Origin of the sequence: Methylobacterium sp. WSM2598, assembly GCF_000379105.1 — a bacterium.
Classification (GTDB): domain Bacteria; phylum Pseudomonadota; class Alphaproteobacteria; order Rhizobiales; family Beijerinckiaceae; genus Methylobacterium.
Genome location: NZ_KB900609.1, coordinates 5,352,358 through 5,368,679, shown reverse-complemented (window position 1 = coordinate 5,368,679; position 16,322 = coordinate 5,352,358). Strand labels below are relative to the sequence as shown.

Annotated in this window: 15 protein-coding genes; 8 read left to right on the top strand and 7 right to left on the bottom strand. The window is 73.3% G+C overall.

From position 1 onward, the window contains the following. Positions 1-36: 36 nt before the first annotated feature. From MET2598_RS0125300 to MET2598_RS0125280, 5 genes are all read left to right on the top strand, one after another. On the top strand, positions 37-1,467 hold the full coding sequence (locus MET2598_RS0125300) for a homospermidine synthase (protein WP_012330432.1): 1,431 nt from the start codon (positions 37-39) through the stop codon (positions 1,465-1,467). Positions 1,468-1,602: 135 nt separating this feature from the next. After that, positions 1,603-2,169, top strand: coding sequence for a Uma2 family endonuclease (locus MET2598_RS0125295; protein WP_012330433.1), 567 nt, complete (start codon positions 1,603-1,605; stop codon positions 2,167-2,169). A gap of 14 nt (positions 2,170-2,183) precedes the next feature. Then, positions 2,184-2,525 (top strand): hypothetical protein, encoded by a 342-nt coding sequence (locus tag MET2598_RS0125290; protein WP_012330434.1) that lies wholly within the window; start codon positions 2,184-2,186, stop codon positions 2,523-2,525. Between the two features lie 31 nt (positions 2,526-2,556). Further along, positions 2,557-3,972 (top strand): amidase, encoded by a 1,416-nt coding sequence (locus MET2598_RS0125285; protein WP_018262789.1) that lies wholly within the window; start codon positions 2,557-2,559, stop codon positions 3,970-3,972. Positions 3,973-4,012: 40 nt separating this feature from the next. Then, positions 4,013-5,974, top strand: coding sequence for an SDR family NAD(P)-dependent oxidoreductase (locus tag MET2598_RS0125280; RefSeq protein ID WP_018262788.1), 1,962 nt, complete (start codon positions 4,013-4,015; stop codon positions 5,972-5,974). 306 nt (positions 5,975-6,280) lie between these two features. On the opposite strand, the gene MET2598_RS0125275 is transcribed toward MET2598_RS0125280, so the two are convergent. Further along, a complete protein-coding gene (locus MET2598_RS0125275; protein WP_415926897.1) occupies positions 6,281-7,318 on the bottom strand; it encodes a DUF2865 domain-containing protein in 1,038 nt (345 codons plus the stop codon). 161 nt (positions 7,319-7,479) lie between these two features. Here MET2598_RS0125275 and MET2598_RS0125270 point away from each other — a divergent pair, with 161 nt between their 5' ends. Then, positions 7,480-8,001 (top strand): CreA family protein, encoded by a 522-nt coding sequence (locus MET2598_RS0125270; protein ID WP_018262787.1) that lies wholly within the window; start codon positions 7,480-7,482, stop codon positions 7,999-8,001. 130 nt (positions 8,002-8,131) lie between these two features. Here MET2598_RS0125270 and MET2598_RS0125265 read toward each other — a convergent pair whose 3' ends face one another. Next, positions 8,132-8,467 carry a hypothetical protein gene (locus MET2598_RS0125265; RefSeq protein WP_012330439.1) on the bottom strand — a complete coding sequence of 112 codons (336 nt, stop codon included), beginning with the start codon at positions 8,465-8,467 and terminating at the stop codon, positions 8,132-8,134. 345 nt (positions 8,468-8,812) lie between these two features. On the opposite strand from MET2598_RS0125265, the gene cysS reads away from it, so the two are divergent. Next, the gene (gene cysS, locus MET2598_RS0125260) at positions 8,813-10,195 is read left to right on the top strand and encodes a cysteine--tRNA ligase (protein ID WP_018262786.1); all 1,383 of its coding nucleotides are present in this window, start codon (positions 8,813-8,815) and stop codon (positions 10,193-10,195) included. Positions 10,196-10,403: 208 nt separating this feature from the next. Here cysS and MET2598_RS0125255 read toward each other — a convergent pair whose 3' ends face one another. Next, positions 10,404-10,997 (bottom strand): TIGR00730 family Rossman fold protein, encoded by a 594-nt coding sequence (locus MET2598_RS0125255; RefSeq protein WP_012330441.1) that lies wholly within the window; start codon positions 10,995-10,997, stop codon positions 10,404-10,406. A gap of 213 nt (positions 10,998-11,210) precedes the next feature. Between MET2598_RS0125255 and MET2598_RS0125250 the strand changes: the two genes are divergently transcribed. After that, positions 11,211-12,530 (top strand): LysM peptidoglycan-binding domain-containing protein, encoded by a 1,320-nt coding sequence (locus MET2598_RS0125250; RefSeq protein WP_012330442.1) that lies wholly within the window; start codon positions 11,211-11,213, stop codon positions 12,528-12,530. Between the two features lie 293 nt (positions 12,531-12,823). Here the strand turns inward: MET2598_RS0125250 and MET2598_RS0125245 are convergent, their stop codons facing one another. The 4 genes from MET2598_RS0125245 to MET2598_RS0125230 are packed head-to-tail and all read right to left on the bottom strand — an operon-like array spanning position 12,824 to position 16,194. Continuing rightward, positions 12,824-13,555: a maleate cis-trans isomerase family protein gene (locus MET2598_RS0125245; RefSeq protein ID WP_012330443.1), complete on the bottom strand. Its 732-nt coding sequence runs from the start codon at positions 13,553-13,555 to the stop codon at positions 12,824-12,826. Next, the gene (locus MET2598_RS0125240; RefSeq protein ID WP_018262784.1) at positions 13,555-14,328 is read right to left on the bottom strand and encodes an ABC transporter ATP-binding protein; all 774 of its coding nucleotides are present in this window, start codon (positions 14,326-14,328) and stop codon (positions 13,555-13,557) included. The genes MET2598_RS0125245 and MET2598_RS0125240 overlap by 1 nt, the downstream gene beginning before the upstream one ends. 2 nt (positions 14,329-14,330) lie before the next feature. Continuing rightward, positions 14,331-15,197, bottom strand: a complete 867-nt coding sequence (locus MET2598_RS0125235; RefSeq protein ID WP_018262783.1) for an ABC transporter permease — start codon at positions 15,195-15,197, stop codon at positions 14,331-14,333. After that, positions 15,181-16,194 (bottom strand): ABC transporter substrate-binding protein, encoded by a 1,014-nt coding sequence (locus MET2598_RS0125230; RefSeq protein ID WP_018262782.1) that lies wholly within the window; start codon positions 16,192-16,194, stop codon positions 15,181-15,183. The genes MET2598_RS0125235 and MET2598_RS0125230 overlap by 17 nt, the downstream gene beginning before the upstream one ends. Between the last annotated feature and the right edge of the window lie 128 nt (positions 16,195-16,322).

Genomic DNA, 16,322 nt, shown 5'->3' with positions numbered 1-16,322 from the left:
ACCACGCGCACTTTCCCATCCACGGAGGCACTTCCCATGACCGACTGGCCCGTCCACGGCCATATCAGCGGCCCCATCGTGATGATCGGCTTCGGGTCGATCGGACGCGGCACCCTGCCGCTGATCGAGCGCCACTTCACCTACGACAAGGCGCGCTTCACGGTCGTGGAACCCTCCGACGCGCACAAGGCCCTGGCCGAGCGGCACGGGCTGCGCTTCGCGCAGGTGGCGCTCACCCGCGACAATTACCGCGAGGTGCTCACCCCCCTCCTCACCGAGGGCGGCGGCCAGGGCTTCTGCGTCAACCTCTCGGTCGATACCTCCTCGCGCGACATCATGGAGCTGTGCCGGGAGATCGGCGCGCTCTACATCGACACCGTCGCCGAGCCGTGGCCGGGCTTCTACTTCGACAAGAATGCCGGCCCGGGCGACCGCACCAACTACGCGCTGCGCGAGCAGATCCTCGACGCGCGCCGGCGCAGGCCGGGCGGCACGACCGCGGTGTCCTGCTGCGGCGCCAATCCCGGCATGGTGTCCTGGTTCGTCAAGCAGGCCCTCCTCAACGTCGCGGCCGATCTCGGCCTCTCGGTCGAGGAGCCCAGGACCCGCGAGGGCTGGGCGGCGCTGATGCGCGAGGTCGGGGTCAGGGGCATCCACATCGCCGAGCGCGACACCCAGCGCGCCAAGTCCGAGAAGCCGATGGGCGTGTTCGTGAACACGTGGTCGGTCGAGGGCTTCGTCTCGGAGGGCAACCAGCCGGCCGAGCTCGGCTGGGGCACCCACGAGACCTGGATGCCGGAGAATGCCCGCACCCATGCGGGGGACGCGCCGGCGATCTACCTGCTCCAGCCCGGCGCCGACACCCGCGTGCGCTCCTGGACCCCGACCGCCCAGGCCCAGTTCGGCTTCCTCGTCACCCACAACGAGGCGATCTCGATCGCCGACTATTACTCGGTGCGCGAGGGCGGCAAGGTCGTCTACCGGCCGACCTGCCACTACGCCTACCATCCCTGCAACGAGGCGGTGCTCTCGCTGCACGAGATGTTCGGCCAGGCCGGCCGCGTGCAGGAGAAGCACCACATCCTCGACGAGAACGAGATCGTCGACGGCATCGACGAGCTCGGCGTGCTCCTCTACGGCCACGGCAGGAACGCCTACTGGTACGGCTCCCAGCTCTCCATCGAGGAGACGCGGGCCATCGCGCCCTACCAGAACGCCACCGGCCTGCAGGTGACCTCGGCGGTGCTCGCCGGCATGGTCTGGGCGCTGGAGAACCCGGAGGCCGGCATCGTCGAGGCGGACGAGGTCGATTTCCGCCGCTGCCTGGAGGTCCAGCTGCCCTATCTGGGGCCCGTCGTCGGGGTCTACACCGACTGGACGCCGCTGGCCGACCGTCCCGGGCTGTTCCCGGAGAACATCGACGCGAGCGATCCCTGGCAGTTCCGCAACGTGCTGGTGCAGCGCTGAGACGCGGGCGCGGCGCCCGCTGCGGCGCCGCGCCCCACCGTCGCGCAGCGCCGCAGGGCCGCACGGCGAAGAGCCGCCGCAGGCTGTCGCGCTTGCCCGCCCGGTGCTAGCATCGGGGCACGGACGGGAGCTTCGATGTCCCTCGCGCTGCGCCGCGAGCCGCGCATGCGGTTCGCCGAATTCCTGAACCTGATCCGGGCGCGCCCCGACGAGGAACGCTGGGAACTCCTCGACGGCGAGCCCGTGCTGATGGCGCCCCCGACGGGGCGCCACCAGCAGATCGTGATGAATCTCGGCCGACACCTCGCCGAGCTGGCCGAGCGGCGCGGCTGCCGCGCCCTGCCGGGACTCGGGCTGCACAACGACGCCGTGGACGATTTCGCGCCGGTGCCGGACCTCGTCGTGCGCTGCGGCCCGCTCCTCCAGGACGGCTACGCCCGCGATCCGATCCTGGTGGCGGAGGTGCTGTCGCCCTCGACCATGCACGAAGACCGCGGACGCAAGGCCGCGTTCTACCAGTCGCTCCAGACGCTGCGGGCCTTCCTGATCGTCTACCAGGACGAGACGCGGGTGGAGGTCTGGTCGCGGGGCAACGGGCCGGACTGGACCAAGCGGGCGCTCGGCGGGGGCGACGCGATCGACCTGCCGGATCTCGGCGGGAGCCTGCCCGTCGCCTCCCTGTATGCCGGCCTCCACACCTGACCACGGGTCCGCCCTTGCCCCATTTCGACGAATTCTACGCCAACAAGCTGCGCGGCACCCTCGGGGTGACGGATGCCGAATCGGTGCTCGACCTGCGCGGCACGCCCCGGGCGAAGGCGGAAGCCTCGCTGACCGACATGCTGGAGCGCAGCCGCTTCGCCAAGGGCAAGACCGTGGCGGTCCGCCTCGACGCCCCGGTGCCGGGCGGCGGCGAGACCCTGTTCCAGCCCGTCGGCCGCCTGCTGCTCGAAGCCAAGCGGCGCGGCTGGGTCGACCGCCTGCAGACCCTGCCGGCCCAGGACGGGCTCGGCTTCTACATCGCGCTCGCCGGCAAGCCGGCCCGGGAGGGCGCGTGACCGCCCGCGCGATCTCTCCCCGCGAGGCGCGATGACCGAGTCCCTGGCCGACCTCTGCGCCACCGACCTCCTCGCCCGCTACGCCGCGCGCGACCTCTCGCCCGTCGAGGTGACCGAGGCGGTGCTGGCCCGGGTGGAGGCCATGGAGCCCACCCTGCAGGCCCTCTGCCTGCTCCTCCCCGAGGAGGCCCGGGAGGCCGCCCGCGCCTCCGAGGCGCGCTGGCGGCGCGGCGAGGCGCTCGCCCTCGACGGCGTGCCCGCCACCGTCAAGGAGAACATCGCCACCCGGGGCGTGGCGATGCCCCTCGGCACCGCGGCACGGCGCGACGCGCCCCCGAGCCCGGAGGATGCCCCCGCAGCCGCCCGCCTGCGCGAGGCCGGGGCGATCCTGTTCGCGCGCACCACCATGCCGGATTACGGCATGCTCTCCTCGGGCCTCTCCAGCATCCATCCCCTCACCCGCAACCCCTGGGACCCGACCCGGACCCCGGGCGGCTCCTCGGCCGGGGCGGGCGCCGCCGCGGCTGCCGGCTACGGGCCCCTGCATCTCGGCACGGATATCGGCGGCTCGATCCGCCTGCCGGCCGGCTGGTGCGGCATCGTCGGCCTCAAGCCCAGCAACGGCCGCGTGCCGGTCGACCCGCCCTATTACGGCCGCTGCGCCGGGCCGATGACCCGCAGCGTCGCCGACGCGGCCCTGGCCATGCGCGAACTCAGCCGCCCGGATCACCGCGACGGCACCGCGCTCCCGCCCGCCGGCCTCGACTGGCTCGCCCTCGACGGCCTCGACCCGAAGGGCCTGCGCCTCGGCCTCCTGCGCGAGGCGGGCGTCGGCCTGCCGGTCGACCCCGCCGTCGCGGCGGTGATCGAGGACGCGGCCGCGCGCCTCGCGGCGGCGGGCGCTCGGGTGGAGCCGGTCGCGCCCTTCCTCACCCGCGCCATGCTCGACGGGCTCGACACGTTCTGGCGCGAGCGCGCCTGGAGCGACATCGGCGCCCTCGCCCCGGAGCGGCGCGCCGCCGTGCTGCCCTTCATCCGCGACTGGGCGCAGGCCGCGCGGGGGTCGAGCGGCGCGGCCGTCTTCGCGGGAATGAGCCAGATGGGGGCGATGCGCGACGCGGCCCTGCGGGCGATTCGCCCCTTCGACTTCCTGATCAGCCCGGTGGCGCCGATCCCGGCCTTCCCGGCGGAGCTCGCCTCCCCGACCGACGACCCGATGCGCCCCTTCGAGCATATCGGCTTCACGGTCGCCTTCAACATGTCGGAGCAGCCCGCCGTCGCGGTCCCGGCGGGCCTCACCCCGGAGGGCCTGCCGGTGGGCCTCCAGATCGTCGGGCATCGCTTCGACGATCTCGGCGTGCTGCGCCTCGCGCGGGTCTTCGAGGATCTGCGGGCGCCGCTGCCGCGGCGGGCGCCGGCCGCGCCGCCGCGGGCCCCGGCGCGTTGACAGCGGGGGAAGCCCGGCCGATACCCGCGCCGGCTTCCCGATGCGCAGACCGACCCTCAAGAGCGCGGCGATCGTCGCCCACGACCTCGTGGCGACCGCCCTCGCCGTCACGCTCACCTTCCTGATCCGCTTCGATGACGCGCGGCTGGCCGAGCGCCTCGCGCATCTGCCGGTGCTGCTCGGCCCCTTCGTGCTCTATGCCGGGCTCGTCTATCGCTGGTTCGGGCTCTACCGCACCAAGTGGCGCTTCGCCTCGCTCCCCGACCTCGCCGCCATCGTGCGGGCGGTCGCCGTCCTGGCCCTGTCGCTGCTGCTCCTGGATTACGCGCTGGTCTCGCCCGCCCTGTTCGGGATCTACTTCTTCGGCAAGATCGCGATCGGGCTCTACTTCGTGCTGCAGCTCTTCCTGCTCGGCGGCCCGCGCGTCGCCTTCCGCTACCTGAAATACAGCCGCTCGCGCCAGAGCCACGCCCGCGCCGCGACGACGCCCGCGCTCCTCCTCGGCCGCGGCGCGGAGATCGAGGTGGTGCTGCGCGCCATCGAGGCCGGGACGGTGCGCAAGCTCGCGGCCCAGGGCATCCTCTCGCCCCGGGCCGAGGATCGCGGCCAGAGCCTGCGCGGCGTGCCGGTGCTGGGCGCCTTCGCCGACCTGGAGCAGGTCGTGGCGGACCTCGCCGCCCGCGGCGTCGCGGTGCGGCGCCTCGTGGCGACGCCGAACGCCCTCGCACCCGAGGCCGATCCCGACGGGCTCCTCGCCCGCGCCCGCCGCCTCGGCCTGCCGCTCGCCCGCGTGACCACCCTCGGCGAGGGCCTGCGCGACGCCGAACTGGCGCCCCTCGAGATCGAGGACCTGCTGCTGCGCCCGACCGTCCCGATCGACCGGCCGCGCCTGGAGCGCTTCCTCGCCGGCCAGCGCGTCGTGGTGACGGGGGGCGGCGGCTCGATCGGCTCGGAGATCTGCGCCCGGGCCGTGGCCTTCGGCGCCTCGGCGCTCCTCGTCGTGGAGAATTCCGAGCCCGCCCTGCACGGGGTGCTGACGCGGCCGGCCCTGGCCGAGAGCGAGGCGGAGGTGAGCGGCGTCATCGCCGACATCCGCGACCGGGAGCGGCTCTTCCACGTCCTGCGCGCGTTCCGCCCCGACGCGGTCTTCCACGCCGCCGCGCTCAAGCAGGTGCCCTACCTGGAGCGCGACTGGACCGAGGGCATCAAGACCAACGTGTTCGGCTCGGTGAACGTGGCCGACGCGGCGCTGGCGGCGGGCGCCCGCGCGCTGGTGATGATCTCGACCGACAAGGCGATCGAGCCGGTCTCGCAGCTCGGCGTCACCAAGCGCTTCGCCGAGATGTACGCGCAGGCCCTCGACGCGGCCGGCGGGCCGGCGCGGCTCGTGGCGGTGCGCTTCGGCAACGTGCTCGGCTCGGTCGGCTCGGTGGTGCCGGTGTTCAAGGCGCAGATCGCCCGCGGCGGGCCGGTCACGGTCACCCATCCCGAGATGGTGCGCTACTTCATGACCGTGCGCGAGGCCTGCGACCTCGTGCTCACCGCCGCCTCCCACGCCGACCGCGAGGGTCGCGACCCGCGGGCGGGCGACCAGCGCGCCGCCGTCTACGTGCTGAAGATGGGCCAGCCGGTGCGGATCCGCGACCTCGCCGAGCGCATGATCCGCCTCGCCGGCTTCGAGCCGGGCCTCGACATCGAGATCGCCGTGACGGGCGCGCGGCCCGGGGAGCGCCTGAACGAGATCCTCTTCGCCCGCGACGAGCCGATGGTGACCCTCGACGGGATCGAGGGGGTCATGGCGGCCAAGCCCGTCTTCGCCGACCGGGCGCAGCTCGCGCGCTGGCTCGAGCGGCTGCGCGCGGCGGTGGCGCAGGCCGACCGCGCGGCGGCCGAGGCGGTGTTCGCGGAGGCGGTGCCGGATTTCGCCCGGCGGCCGGGCGCGGCGCGCGAGGCGCCGGCGGCCGAACTGGCGCCGCGGGATGTCGGGGCGGGCGGGGCGTGAGCGAAGCCGACATCCGCATGGCCGAAATCGGAGATGGCGAAGCAATCAACCGGAGCACGAGCCCGCGCGGCGCCTGAGCGAAGCCGCCATCCGCATGGCGAAGCAATCAACCGGATGGCGTAATGACGCCCGCCCTCGGCCGGACCGCGCTCGCGCCGGAGGACGCGCGGCGTACCGGCGGTCGTGAGAAGAAGCGACCGCTGGCCCGGTCCGGCAACGCGTCCTTCGCCCAATCGGCCGGCGGTCCGGGCCACGGGATGCTGCGGCGTCCGACCGTCCCGGGGACGCGGGTCGCGCGGCCCCGGATCAGGGCGTGGCGACGGGCTCGGTCCCGGGCGCCGGGCTCGCCGGCGCCGCCGCCTGGGGCCCGTCGATGCGCGCCTGGATCGGGACCGGGATGATCGTCGGCGCGATCACCCGCACGGCGGGCCTCTCGTCGGGCCCGGCGGGCTTCGCCGCGGGCGTCGCCGGCGCCTCGGCGCCGGGCGGCTCCTCCAGGCCGTTGCGGGCCGCGGCCGAGGCGGCCACCACCGCGGCCGAGCGGTCGGCGCGGCCGACGAGGGTGAGGCGGACCTTCGGCCGCGAGAGCGCCTCCGCCTGGGCCGGCGTGACGAAGATGTCGCCCTTGTGCTGGACCAGCATGCTCTCGGCCTTCACCAGGGCCTGCGCCCAGGTCTGGCCCTGGCCCCGGCAGGAGCAGTTCGGCACGAAGGTCTTCTGGAATTTGAAGGCGTTCGGCAGCGCCGCGTAGGCGCGCCGGGTCTGGATCGCGGCCGCGTCCTTGAGGCCGTTGTCGCTCGCCGGCATCGAGTAGGCGGCGGCCTCGGTGCCGGGGCAGAGGGCCTTGCACATCTCGTCGGCGCCCTCCCGCCCGTCCGGCAGGTTCGGCATCGGGAAATAGGCGCCGTCGCACAGGCGCACGCAGATCACGTGGCCGCCGCCGCGGGCGAAGCCGTCCGCCAGCTTCGCCGCGGCCGGCAGGCCCGTGCACGAGTCCTTGACGGCGGCGACGAGCTGCTCGCGCCGGGCATCCGCCACCTGCGTGTTGCCCGCCCCGTAGCCGGCGTTGAGGGCCCGGATCCGCTGCTCGACCTGGGCGCATTGCGGCGGGCGCATGTCGAAGAACAGGAAGCGCCCGCCCTCGCAGCCGATGGAGCTGCGGTAGGCGACGAGGCGCTGGATCTCCTCGACCTGGCCGCGGTTCGACTCCCGCTGCAGGTTGGCGAGCTCGGCGCGGAAGCGCTGGCAGGCGGCGGCGTTCGGCTCCGCCCAGGCACCCTGAACGAGGGCGGCCACGGCGACGATCCCGGCGAGGAGCCGGGCGAGCAGGCGGGACAGCGTCATGGCGTTCCGGCGATGGATCTGACAGGGGGCGGGCTCGGCCGCGGAGGCCGAGCCGGCGGCGTCCCGCATCGACGCCGCGAGACTTGGCTGTTCTAACCGCCCTCGCCGTTCGGCAACAGCCTTCCTACATGCCTTAACGTTGGTTTGACGGGGATCCGGGAATGGTGTGGCGGCGGAGTCTCATGCGGGTGGCGCTGGCGGCGGGAATGCTCGCAGGTCTCGGCGGAGCGGCGCGGGCGGAAGAGCCCGACCGCATCTTCGACAAGTCCACGGTCTGGCGGCCGCTGACGCCGAACGACAAGCTCGTCGTCTACGGGATCGACGATCCGGACGTTGGGGGGGTGGCCTGCCACTACACCCTGCCGGAGCGCGGGGGCATCAAGGGAACGCTCGGGCTCGCCGAGCAGGTCTCGGACATCTCGCTGTCCTGCCGGCAGATCGGGCCGGTGCAGTTCAAGCGCAAGCTGACCCAGGGCGAAGTGGTGTTCAGCGAGCGCCGCTCGCTGATCTTCAAGAGCATGCAGATCGTCAGGGGCTGCGACGCCAAGCGCAACACCCTGGTGTACATGGTCTATTCCGACAAGCTGATCGAGGGTTCGCCCAAGAACTCGACCTCGACGGTGCCGCTGATGCCGTGGGGCACCGAGCCGCCGCCGAAATGCGGCGACTTCCTGAAGGGCTGATCCGCTGTCCGGACGATCACGTCCGGAGAGCGGATGCCAAGCCCGCGCGGCGCGTGAGCGACGCCGACATCCGCATGGCCGAAATGGGAGATGGCGACGCAATCCGTCGGATGTCGGATGACGACCCGCGTCAATCCCGGCAGGTGATGCGGATCGGGCGGTCGGCGGGCCGGCTCACGGGCGCCGACGGGGTGTCGATTGCACCCGTGTACTCGTCCTGCGCGGCGGCCCCGAAGGAGGCGGCCTTGGCGAAGCCCTGGGACTCGCACCACGCATCGGCGACCACCTGGCCGCACTCGCCGCCGCCGGTGCTCAGGCACTCGGCGACGCCGTAGCCGTCGCTCGACGGGATCAGGAAGGTCTTCTCCGCCCCGGGCGCCGCCGCCGCCTCCGATCCAGCGGCCAGCGCGGGGCCGGCGAGCGCGAGGAGACCGACGAGGCCGAGGGCGGCGAGGGAGCGACGCATGGGATTGCCTTCTGGATCGGAACGCTTTGGCAACCGACACTCGGAGGCGTCGGTAAACAAAGGCTAAACGGAACCCGCGCACGGCCGGCGGGCGGGAGGGCGGAGAAGGGTTTGGGCGGGTGGCCCGCGCCCGTCGCCGGCGGCTCGAAAACCGTGCCGAGCTGGGCTAACCCGGTTCGGCCGTCCGCGGCGTCTCGCGGCTGCAACAGCGGCCGGAAACGGATGACCCGCCCGATCCGGCGCGGATCGCGATTGGGCCGGGGGGATCTCCGGCAGGCCAATGTGTTAGAAGCGCCGCGGGCGCGCCCGACCGCGCCGCCGCATCATCCCAGGGAGCAGGGTTTCATGGCCCCGTTGTTGCGCCTCTACAACACGCTCACGCGGGCCAAGGAGCCGTTCGCCCCGATCGACCCGTCCCGGGTGCGGATGTACGCCTGCGGCCCGACCGTCTACGACGCGGCCCATATCGGCAACGGCCGGCCGATCATCGTCTTCGACCTGCTCTTCCGCCTGCTGCGCCACCTCTACGGGGCCGACGCGGTCACCTATGTCCGCAACGTCACGGACGTGGACGACAAGATCAACGCGCGGGCGGCCGAGCGCGGCGTCTCGATCCGCACCCTGACGGACGAGACCCTGGCGGGCTTCCACGCGGACCTGCGCCGGCTCGGCGTGCTGATGCCCGAGGACGTGAACCGGCCGGGCGCGCGCCCCGCCTTCATCGAGCCGCGGGCGACCGACCACATCGCCGAGATGGCGCAGATGATCGAGCGGCTCGTCGCCGCCGGCCACGCCTACCTCGCCGAGGATCACGTGCTGTTCGACGTGCCCTCCATGCCCGATTACGGGGCGCTCTCACGGCGCCCCCTCGACGAGATGGAGGCGGGGGCGCGGGTGGACGTGGCGCCCTACAAGCGCTGGCCCCTCGACTTCGTGCTCTGGAAACCCTCGAAGCCGGGCGAGCCGGCCTGGCCCTCCCCGTGCGGGATCGCGGCGCCGGGCCGTCCGGGCTGGCACATCGAGTGCTCGGCCATGTCGTGGAGGCATCTCGGCGAGACCTTCGACATCCACGCGGGGGGCATCGACCTCGTCTTCCCGCACCACGAGAACGAGGTCGCGCAGTCGCGCTGCTGCTTCGGCACGCCGGTGATGGCCAATGTCTGGCTGCACAACGGCTTCCTGCAGGTCGAGGGCGACAAGATGTCGAAGTCGCTCGGCAACTTCGTCACCCTCAGGGAGGTGCTGGCGGACTGGCCCGGCGAGGCGGTGCGGCTGGCGATGCTGCGCACCCATTACCGCCAGCCGATCGACTGGACGCTCCGGGCGCTGGAGGAGGCGAGCCGCACCCTGGAGCGCTGGTACGAGAGCGTCGGGGACCTCAGCCCCGCGCCCGCCGTGCCGGAGGGGGTGCGGGACGCGCTCCTCGACGACCTCAACACGCCGGCCGCGCTCGGCGAATTGCACAGGCTGGAGGATCCGGCGGCGCTCAAGGCCGGGGCGGGGCTGATGGGGCTGCTCGGCGCGACCCGCTCGGCCCGGGCCGAGGCGGCGGTGGCGGCTTCCGGGATCGACGTCGCGGCCGTGGAGGGGCTGATCGCCGCGCGCAAGGCCGCGCGCGCGGCGAAGAACTGGGCCGAGTCCGACCGCCTGCGGGGCGCGCTCGCGGGGATGGGCGTCACCGTCAAGGACAACAAGGACGGGACGACGACCTGGACCGTGGAGGGGTGAGGCGGGATCCGCTTGATCGACGCGGATCCCGGATCACCAGCCTGCGCGGCGCCTGAGCGCGGCGCCTGAGCGAAGCCGACATCCGCATGGCCGAAATGGGAGATGGCGAAGCCATCAATCGGATGTCGGATGAAGCGGGGCCCCTCCCCGGCCGGGTCGGCGCCCGGGCCCGAGGGGAATGCCACCCCGCCCCGACGCCGCGGCGCCGTCAGAACCGCTCCTCGATGAGGGCGTCCGCCTCGGGCCGGGGCGGATGGGCGCGCAGGGCGCTCTCCAGCATCCCCACCACCGCCTCGGGGCGCTCGGCGACGAGGTAGTTGAGGTCGAGCCCCTCGCGGATGAAGCCCTTCGCGCGCATGTGGTCGAGCAGCGCCAGGAGCGGCGCCCAGAACCCCGCCACCGACAGGAGCAGGATCGGCTTGGCGTGCTGGCCGAGCTGCGCCCAGGTCATCTGCTCGACGAGTTCCTCCAGGGTGCCGATGCCGCCGGGCAGGGCCACGAACGCGTCCGAGCGGTCGAACATCAGCCGCTTGCGGGTGTGCATGTCGGGCACGACGATCGTCTCCTGCACGTCGTCGAGCATCCGCTCGCGCGACTTCAGGAAGTCCGGGATGATGCCGGTGACGTGCCCGCCCGCGTCGAGCACCGCCCGCGCCACCGTGCCCATCAGCCCGACATTGCCGCCGCCGTAGACGAGGCCGATCCCGGCCTCCGCGAGGGAGTGGCCGAGGGCCCGCGCGGCCTCCCGGAACACCGGGTCGGTGCCGAAGCCCGAGCCGCAATACACGCAAACCGTCCGCATCAATGCTCCGCGTTCCGCTGCCGCGCCGGCGCCCGGACGGTCCGGGGGCCGGCCGCGGGGCGGCGCAAGATCCGGTCCACCTCCGCAAGGTTCCGCAGCTTGGTGTCTTCCGGACATGCCTGATAATATGGCGGCGATCGACCAGCGTTGTCGACCAGGAGGCGAATGGCCGCGCGCCGACCCTGAAGCCGGCGCGACCAGGAGTGGAACGCCATGACGGCGGAGTTGCGGCGAGGCGTGGCGCTCGCGGGCATCGGGCTCGTGAGCGGGATCGTGCTGATCGGCATCGTGTCGAGCGGCAACCGGATGCTGTCGACGAGGGACGCGCCCGAACCCGCCGCCCCCGGCGCGGCGGCCGAGCAGCAGGCGGCCCTGGCGCCCCCGCCCGCGCCGCCCTCCGCGCCGCCCTCCGCGCTGCCGTCCACTTGGCCGCCCTCGGCGGCGCCGCGCGCCCCGAGCTTCGACGTGATCCGGGTGGAGCCCACCGGCGAGAGCGTGGTGGCCGGCCGGGCGGCGCCGGAGGCGCAGGTGGAGCTCCTGCGCGACGGCGAGGTCTTCGCCCGCACGCAGGCGGATGCGAGCGGCCAGTTCGTCCTCGTGCCCCCGGCCCTGCCGCCCGGCAGCCACGCGATCGGCCTGCGCAGCGTCGCGCCGGACGGCACCCGCACGACGGGACCCGAGAGCGCCGTCGTCGCGGTCGCGGCGAACGCCGCCAGCAAGCCGCTCGTCGCCGTGAGCGCTCCCGGCCAGCCGACCACCGTGCTGTCGCAGCCGGAGGAGGCGCCGAAGCCCGCGCCGTCCGTCGTCGCCGCGGCGCGGGAGGCCCCGGCGGCCCCGCCGCCCGGGACGACGCCGATCCGCATCGCCAGCGTCGACGCCGAGACCGGCGGCAAGCTCTTCGTGAGCGCGCAGGGGGCGCCGCAGACGAATGTGCGGCTCTACCTCAACGAGACGCTGATCGCGCCCGGCCGGACGGGATCCGACGGTCGCGTCGCCTTCTCGATCGGGCGCGGGGTGCGGCCCGGGGATTACCGGGTGCGGATCGACCAGGTCGACCCCGCGACCGGCTCGGTGAGGACGCGCTCGGAAGTGAAGTTCGCCGTCCCGCCGAGCGTGGAGGCCGCGCCGGTGGTGGCCGCCGCGCGACCCGCCCCCGCCGGGCCGCCGAAGCCGGCGGGCCATCCGGCGCCCTCCCCGGCCGCGGCGCCCGCGCCCCCCGGCCCCGCGACCCCGGCCGTCGACGCGGCGATCGCGCCCGCGGGACCCGCCGCCCTCGCCGCCGCCGGGCCGGCCTCCGGGCGGATACCGGACCCGTCCACGGTGTTCGTGAGCGCGGTCAGCACGGCCACGGTCACCCGCGGGGACAATCTCTGGAGCATCAGCCGCAAGGCCTACGGGAAGGGGGTGCGCTACACGGTGATCTTCGGCGCCAACCAGGCCCAGATCCGCAACCCCAACCGAATCTATCCGGGGCAGGTCTTCGTGCTGCCGGGCGAGGCCCCACCCGCCGCGGTCGGGGCGAAGCGGGGCTGAGGATCGCGCGACCCGGCCTCGCCCGGGACGCGCGATCGGCCGATGCCGAGGCCGCTCGCTCCCGCATCGGGCGATCCGGCTCGATCCTGCGTCGACGGATCGATCATGGGTGGCGCGCCGGCGCTGCGGGGCCATCCCGCCCAATGCCGCCGGTCATTTCTCATGACCGGTGGTGCGGCACTCGAATTGTCGCCAAGCCTCTCGTTCGCCAAGCCTCTGGTTCACCAAGCCTCTGGTTCACCAAGCCTCTGGCTTGAAATCGAAAATTCGAGATGGAGCGACGGCCCGCTGCGTCAGCATCCTGAGCCGTTGGTACAAGGCGCGAACAGCCGCCCCCAGCGCGCGAGCGGCGCCGGGTCGGCCCCGGCCCGGCGCAGGGCCGCCCAGAGCGTGACGGCGATCGAGTCGTAGACCGGGAGGCCGAGCTCCGCCTCCAGGGCGGGGGCGAGCGCCGTCCCGTCCAGGTTGGTGCAGACGATCGCCACCGCCTCCACGCCCTCGGCGGCCACCGCCCGGACCATGCCGGCGAGGTCGCCCTCGGGCAGAGCCGCGAAGGAGAAGTTGTCGGAGAGGCCCGCATGCCGCTCGGCCGCGCAGGCGAAGCCCGCCGCCTCCCAGTTTGCGCGGATGCGGGCCTGCACGTCGCCCCGGTAGGGCGTCACCAGGCCGATCCGGCGGTGGCCGGCGCGGCGGAAGACGTCGCGGAAGCCCAGCACCGCCGTGCAGGCCGCGATCCCGGTCCGCGCCTCGATCCCGGCGCAGAGCGCCTCGTCGCGGTCGAAGCCCAGCCACGCCGCCGAGGTGCCGTTCCAGGCCACCACGTCGACCTTGGCGTCGGCCAGGAGATCCGCCGCCGCCAGGACCGGCTCCGCGTCGAACTGGCCGAGATCCTCCGGCGCGAGCGAGATCGCCGTGACCCGGAAGCGCGAGAAATGGGCCGTCACGCCGGGAAGGTCCCGCAGCATCGCGGCGGTCGCCGGTTCGAGCCGCGTGTTCGACGAGGGCGTCAGCATCCCGAGCCGCATCAGGCGGCCCGAGGCGGACGGGCCGATTCCGCGCGGATCAGGCCGAGCACGTGGCGCTTCACGTCGTTGAAGGCCGGGCTGGTCACGTCCCGCGGCCGGGGCGCGTCGAAGGGCAGAACCTCGCGGATGCGGCCGGGCCGCCGGCTCATCACGGCGACGCGGGTGCCGAGCACCAGCGCCTCGTCGACCGAGTGGGTGACGAAGATCACGGTCGCGCCGACCCGCTCCCAGATCGCCACCAGCTCCTCCTGCATCTCGCTCTTGGTCTGGGCGTCGAGGGCGGCGAAGGGCTCGTCCATCAGGATCACGGCCGGGTTCATCAGCAGCGCCCGGGCGATCCCGACCCGCTGGCTCATCCCGCCCGACAATTCGGCCGGGTAGTGCCGCTCGAAACCGCGCAGGCCGACGAGGTCGAGATAGGCCTGCGCCCGCTCCCGGCGCTCCGCCCTGCCGACGCCCTTCAGCGTGAGGTGGAAGGCGACGTTGTCGATCACGGTGAGCCAGGGCATCAGCGTCGGCTGCTGGAAGACCACGCCGCGGTCGGCGCCCGGCCGCTCGACGCGCCGGCCCGCCACCCGGATCTCGCCCGAGCTCGGCGCCTCGAAGCCGGCGACGAGGTTCAGGAGCGTGGACTTGCCGCAGCCGGAGGGGCCGAGCAGGCACAGGAACTCCCCCGCCGCGAGCGACAGGCGGGTCCGCTCCAGGGCGACGAGGTCCTGGCCGTCGCGGTCGCGATACACCTTGCGGACGTCGAGGAGGTCGATCGCACTCATGCTCAGCGGCCCTGCACGGTGGTGCCGCGCTGCCAGTGCAGCACCGTCGCCGCCACCGCCTTGAGGCAAAGATCGGAGAGGTAGCCGAGCAGCCCGATCGAGATCATCGCCGCCAGCACGATGTCGTAGCGCAGGAAGTAGTAGGAATCCCACAGCACGTAGCCGAGCCCGCTCTTCACCGCGACCATCTCGGCCGTGACGGTGAGCATCCAGGCCGAGCCGATGGCGATGCGCAGCCCCGAGACGATGGCGGGCAGCGCGGCCGGCAGCACGATCCGCGCCAGGAGCTGGCGCTCGCTCGCCCCCATCATCGCCCCGGCGCGGATCAGGTTGCGGTCGACCGAGCGCACGCCGTGGATCGTGTTCATCAGGATCGGGAAGAACGCCCCGAGGAAGACCAGGAAGATCGCCGGCCTGTCGGCGATGCCGAACCAGATGATCGCGAGGGGGATCCAGGAGACGGGCGGGATCGGGCGCAGCATCTGCAGCGTCGGCTCGACGGTGCGCTCGACGAGGCGCCACCAGCCGATCGCCACCCCGAGCCCGACGCTGCAGAGCGCCGCGATCGCGTAGCCCGCCAGCACCCGCGACAGGCTGGCGAGGGCGTCCGCGGGCCAGTGGCCCGAGGAGCTCTGGGTGCTCTCGTCGAGGCCGAGCATCCAGTCGGCCAGGGCGTGGAGCACCGCCGAGGGCGCCGGCAGGAGGGCGGGCGGCAGCGCGCCCGAGCGCGCGAAGGCCTCCCAGCCGGCGACGAGGAGGAGCGGCAGCGCCGCCCGCTCGGCCCATCCGGCGAGGCGCCGCCGCAGGACGGCACCGGGCGGCAGGCGCAGGGCCGAGGCCGGCCGCGGCAGGTCAGTGGCCGAGGCCATCGCGGCTCTGCTTGGTGGCCGCTTCCAGGAAGGAGTAATCCATGTTGGCCTCCACCTCCTTCGACACGTCGCGGCTGATGTACTTCAGGTCGCGCATCATCTCGGCGATGGCGAGCGTCCGGGCCCGGTACATGCGGTAGTCGGGCTCGGCGTTCTTGAGCGCCTCGGCGGCGACGTCCTTGGACAGGCCGGTCTTCTGGTTGATCACGTCGACCCAGACGCCGCGATCCGCCTGGAGCTTGGCGACGAGGGCGACGTCGGCATCGACCACCGCCTGCACGGCGGCGCGGCGGGCCTTGATCACGTCCGAGCGGGTGACGATCAGGTTGGTGAGCTTGCCGGCCGCCTGGTCGTAGGGGAGCACGAAGTGGTTCGCGGCCCCGGCCATCCGGATCTGCGAGGCGAAGGGCTCCACCGAGCAGACGAGGTCGACCTCGCCCCGCTGCATCGCCGCGAGGTGGTCGGACGGGTTCGGGATGTTGACGAACTGGATGTCGCGGTTGGGATTGATGCCCTGCTTGAGGAGGGCGCCGCGCATGTGGATGTCCTGCGCGTTGCCGCGCGAGGCCGCGACCTTGAGCGGCGTGCCGGCCGCCTTGCGGGCCTCGACCAGCGCCTTGAGGCCCGCCCAGTCCTCGGCCGCGAGGTTGAGGCCCTTGGCCGACAGGCATTCCGAGCCGCCATTCACCTCTCCGGCCACCGCGACGAGGTCGAAGCCCTTGTCGAGGGCGGTGACGTAGTGGAGGTAGGTGACCTGCGCGACGTCGAGGCTCTTGGCCACCAGGGCGGTGAGGACGTCGTTGCCGGAATTGAAGCCCGTCGCCTCGACCGTCACCCCCTTGCCGAGCCCCTTGCCGAGCTCCTTGCCGAGCTCCTTGGCGAGATCCGGGATCAGCGCCATCGGCAGGCAATGGGCGCATTTCGCGTAGCCGAGCCGCACCGGCGCGCCGTCCTGCGCGGTGGCCGCGCCCGACCAGGCCCAGAGGGCCGCCACCATGACGAGACCGAAACGATGCCGGAGCACGGGACACCTCGGGGGCTGCCGCAGCGGCCGATCCGCCGCTCCCGCAGGAGCCTGATCGGCTCCGCGGCCGGCCGCAACGGATTTTTCGGTCATTGCATGCA

What these genes read in the sequence shown, in the direction of transcription:
- MET2598_RS0125300 (WP_012330432.1), top strand. Translation starts at nt 37, where the DNA reads ATGACCGACTGGCCCGTCCACGGCCATATCAGCGGCCCCATCGTGATG.
- MET2598_RS0125295 (WP_012330433.1), top strand. Translation starts at nt 1,603, where the DNA reads ATGTCCCTCGCGCTGCGCCGCGAGCCGCGCATGCGGTTCGCCGAATTC.
- MET2598_RS0125285 (WP_018262789.1), top strand. Translation starts at nt 2,557, where the DNA reads ATGACCGAGTCCCTGGCCGACCTCTGCGCCACCGACCTCCTCGCCCGC.
- MET2598_RS0125280 (WP_018262788.1), top strand. Translation starts at nt 4,013, where the DNA reads ATGCGCAGACCGACCCTCAAGAGCGCGGCGATCGTCGCCCACGACCTC.
- MET2598_RS0125275 (WP_415926897.1), bottom strand. Translation starts at nt 7,318, where the DNA reads ATGACGCTGTCCCGCCTGCTCGCCCGGCTCCTCGCCGGGATCGTCGCC.
- MET2598_RS0125270 (WP_018262787.1), top strand. Translation starts at nt 7,480, where the DNA reads ATGGTGTGGCGGCGGAGTCTCATGCGGGTGGCGCTGGCGGCGGGAATG.
- MET2598_RS0125265 (WP_012330439.1), bottom strand. Translation starts at nt 8,467, where the DNA reads ATGCGTCGCTCCCTCGCCGCCCTCGGCCTCGTCGGTCTCCTCGCGCTC.
- cysS (WP_018262786.1), top strand. Translation starts at nt 8,813, where the DNA reads ATGGCCCCGTTGTTGCGCCTCTACAACACGCTCACGCGGGCCAAGGAG.
- MET2598_RS0125255 (WP_012330441.1), bottom strand. Translation starts at nt 10,997, where the DNA reads ATGCGGACGGTTTGCGTGTATTGCGGCTCGGGCTTCGGCACCGACCCG.
- MET2598_RS0125250 (WP_012330442.1), top strand. Translation starts at nt 11,211, where the DNA reads ATGACGGCGGAGTTGCGGCGAGGCGTGGCGCTCGCGGGCATCGGGCTC.
- MET2598_RS0125245 (WP_012330443.1), bottom strand. Translation starts at nt 13,555, where the DNA reads ATGCGGCTCGGGATGCTGACGCCCTCGTCGAACACGCGGCTCGAACCG.
- MET2598_RS0125240 (WP_018262784.1), bottom strand. Translation starts at nt 14,328, where the DNA reads ATGAGTGCGATCGACCTCCTCGACGTCCGCAAGGTGTATCGCGACCGC.
- MET2598_RS0125235 (WP_018262783.1), bottom strand. Translation starts at nt 15,197, where the DNA reads ATGGCCTCGGCCACTGACCTGCCGCGGCCGGCCTCGGCCCTGCGCCTG.
- MET2598_RS0125230 (WP_018262782.1), bottom strand. Translation starts at nt 16,194, where the DNA reads ATGGTGGCGGCCCTCTGGGCCTGGTCGGGCGCGGCCACCGCGCAGGAC.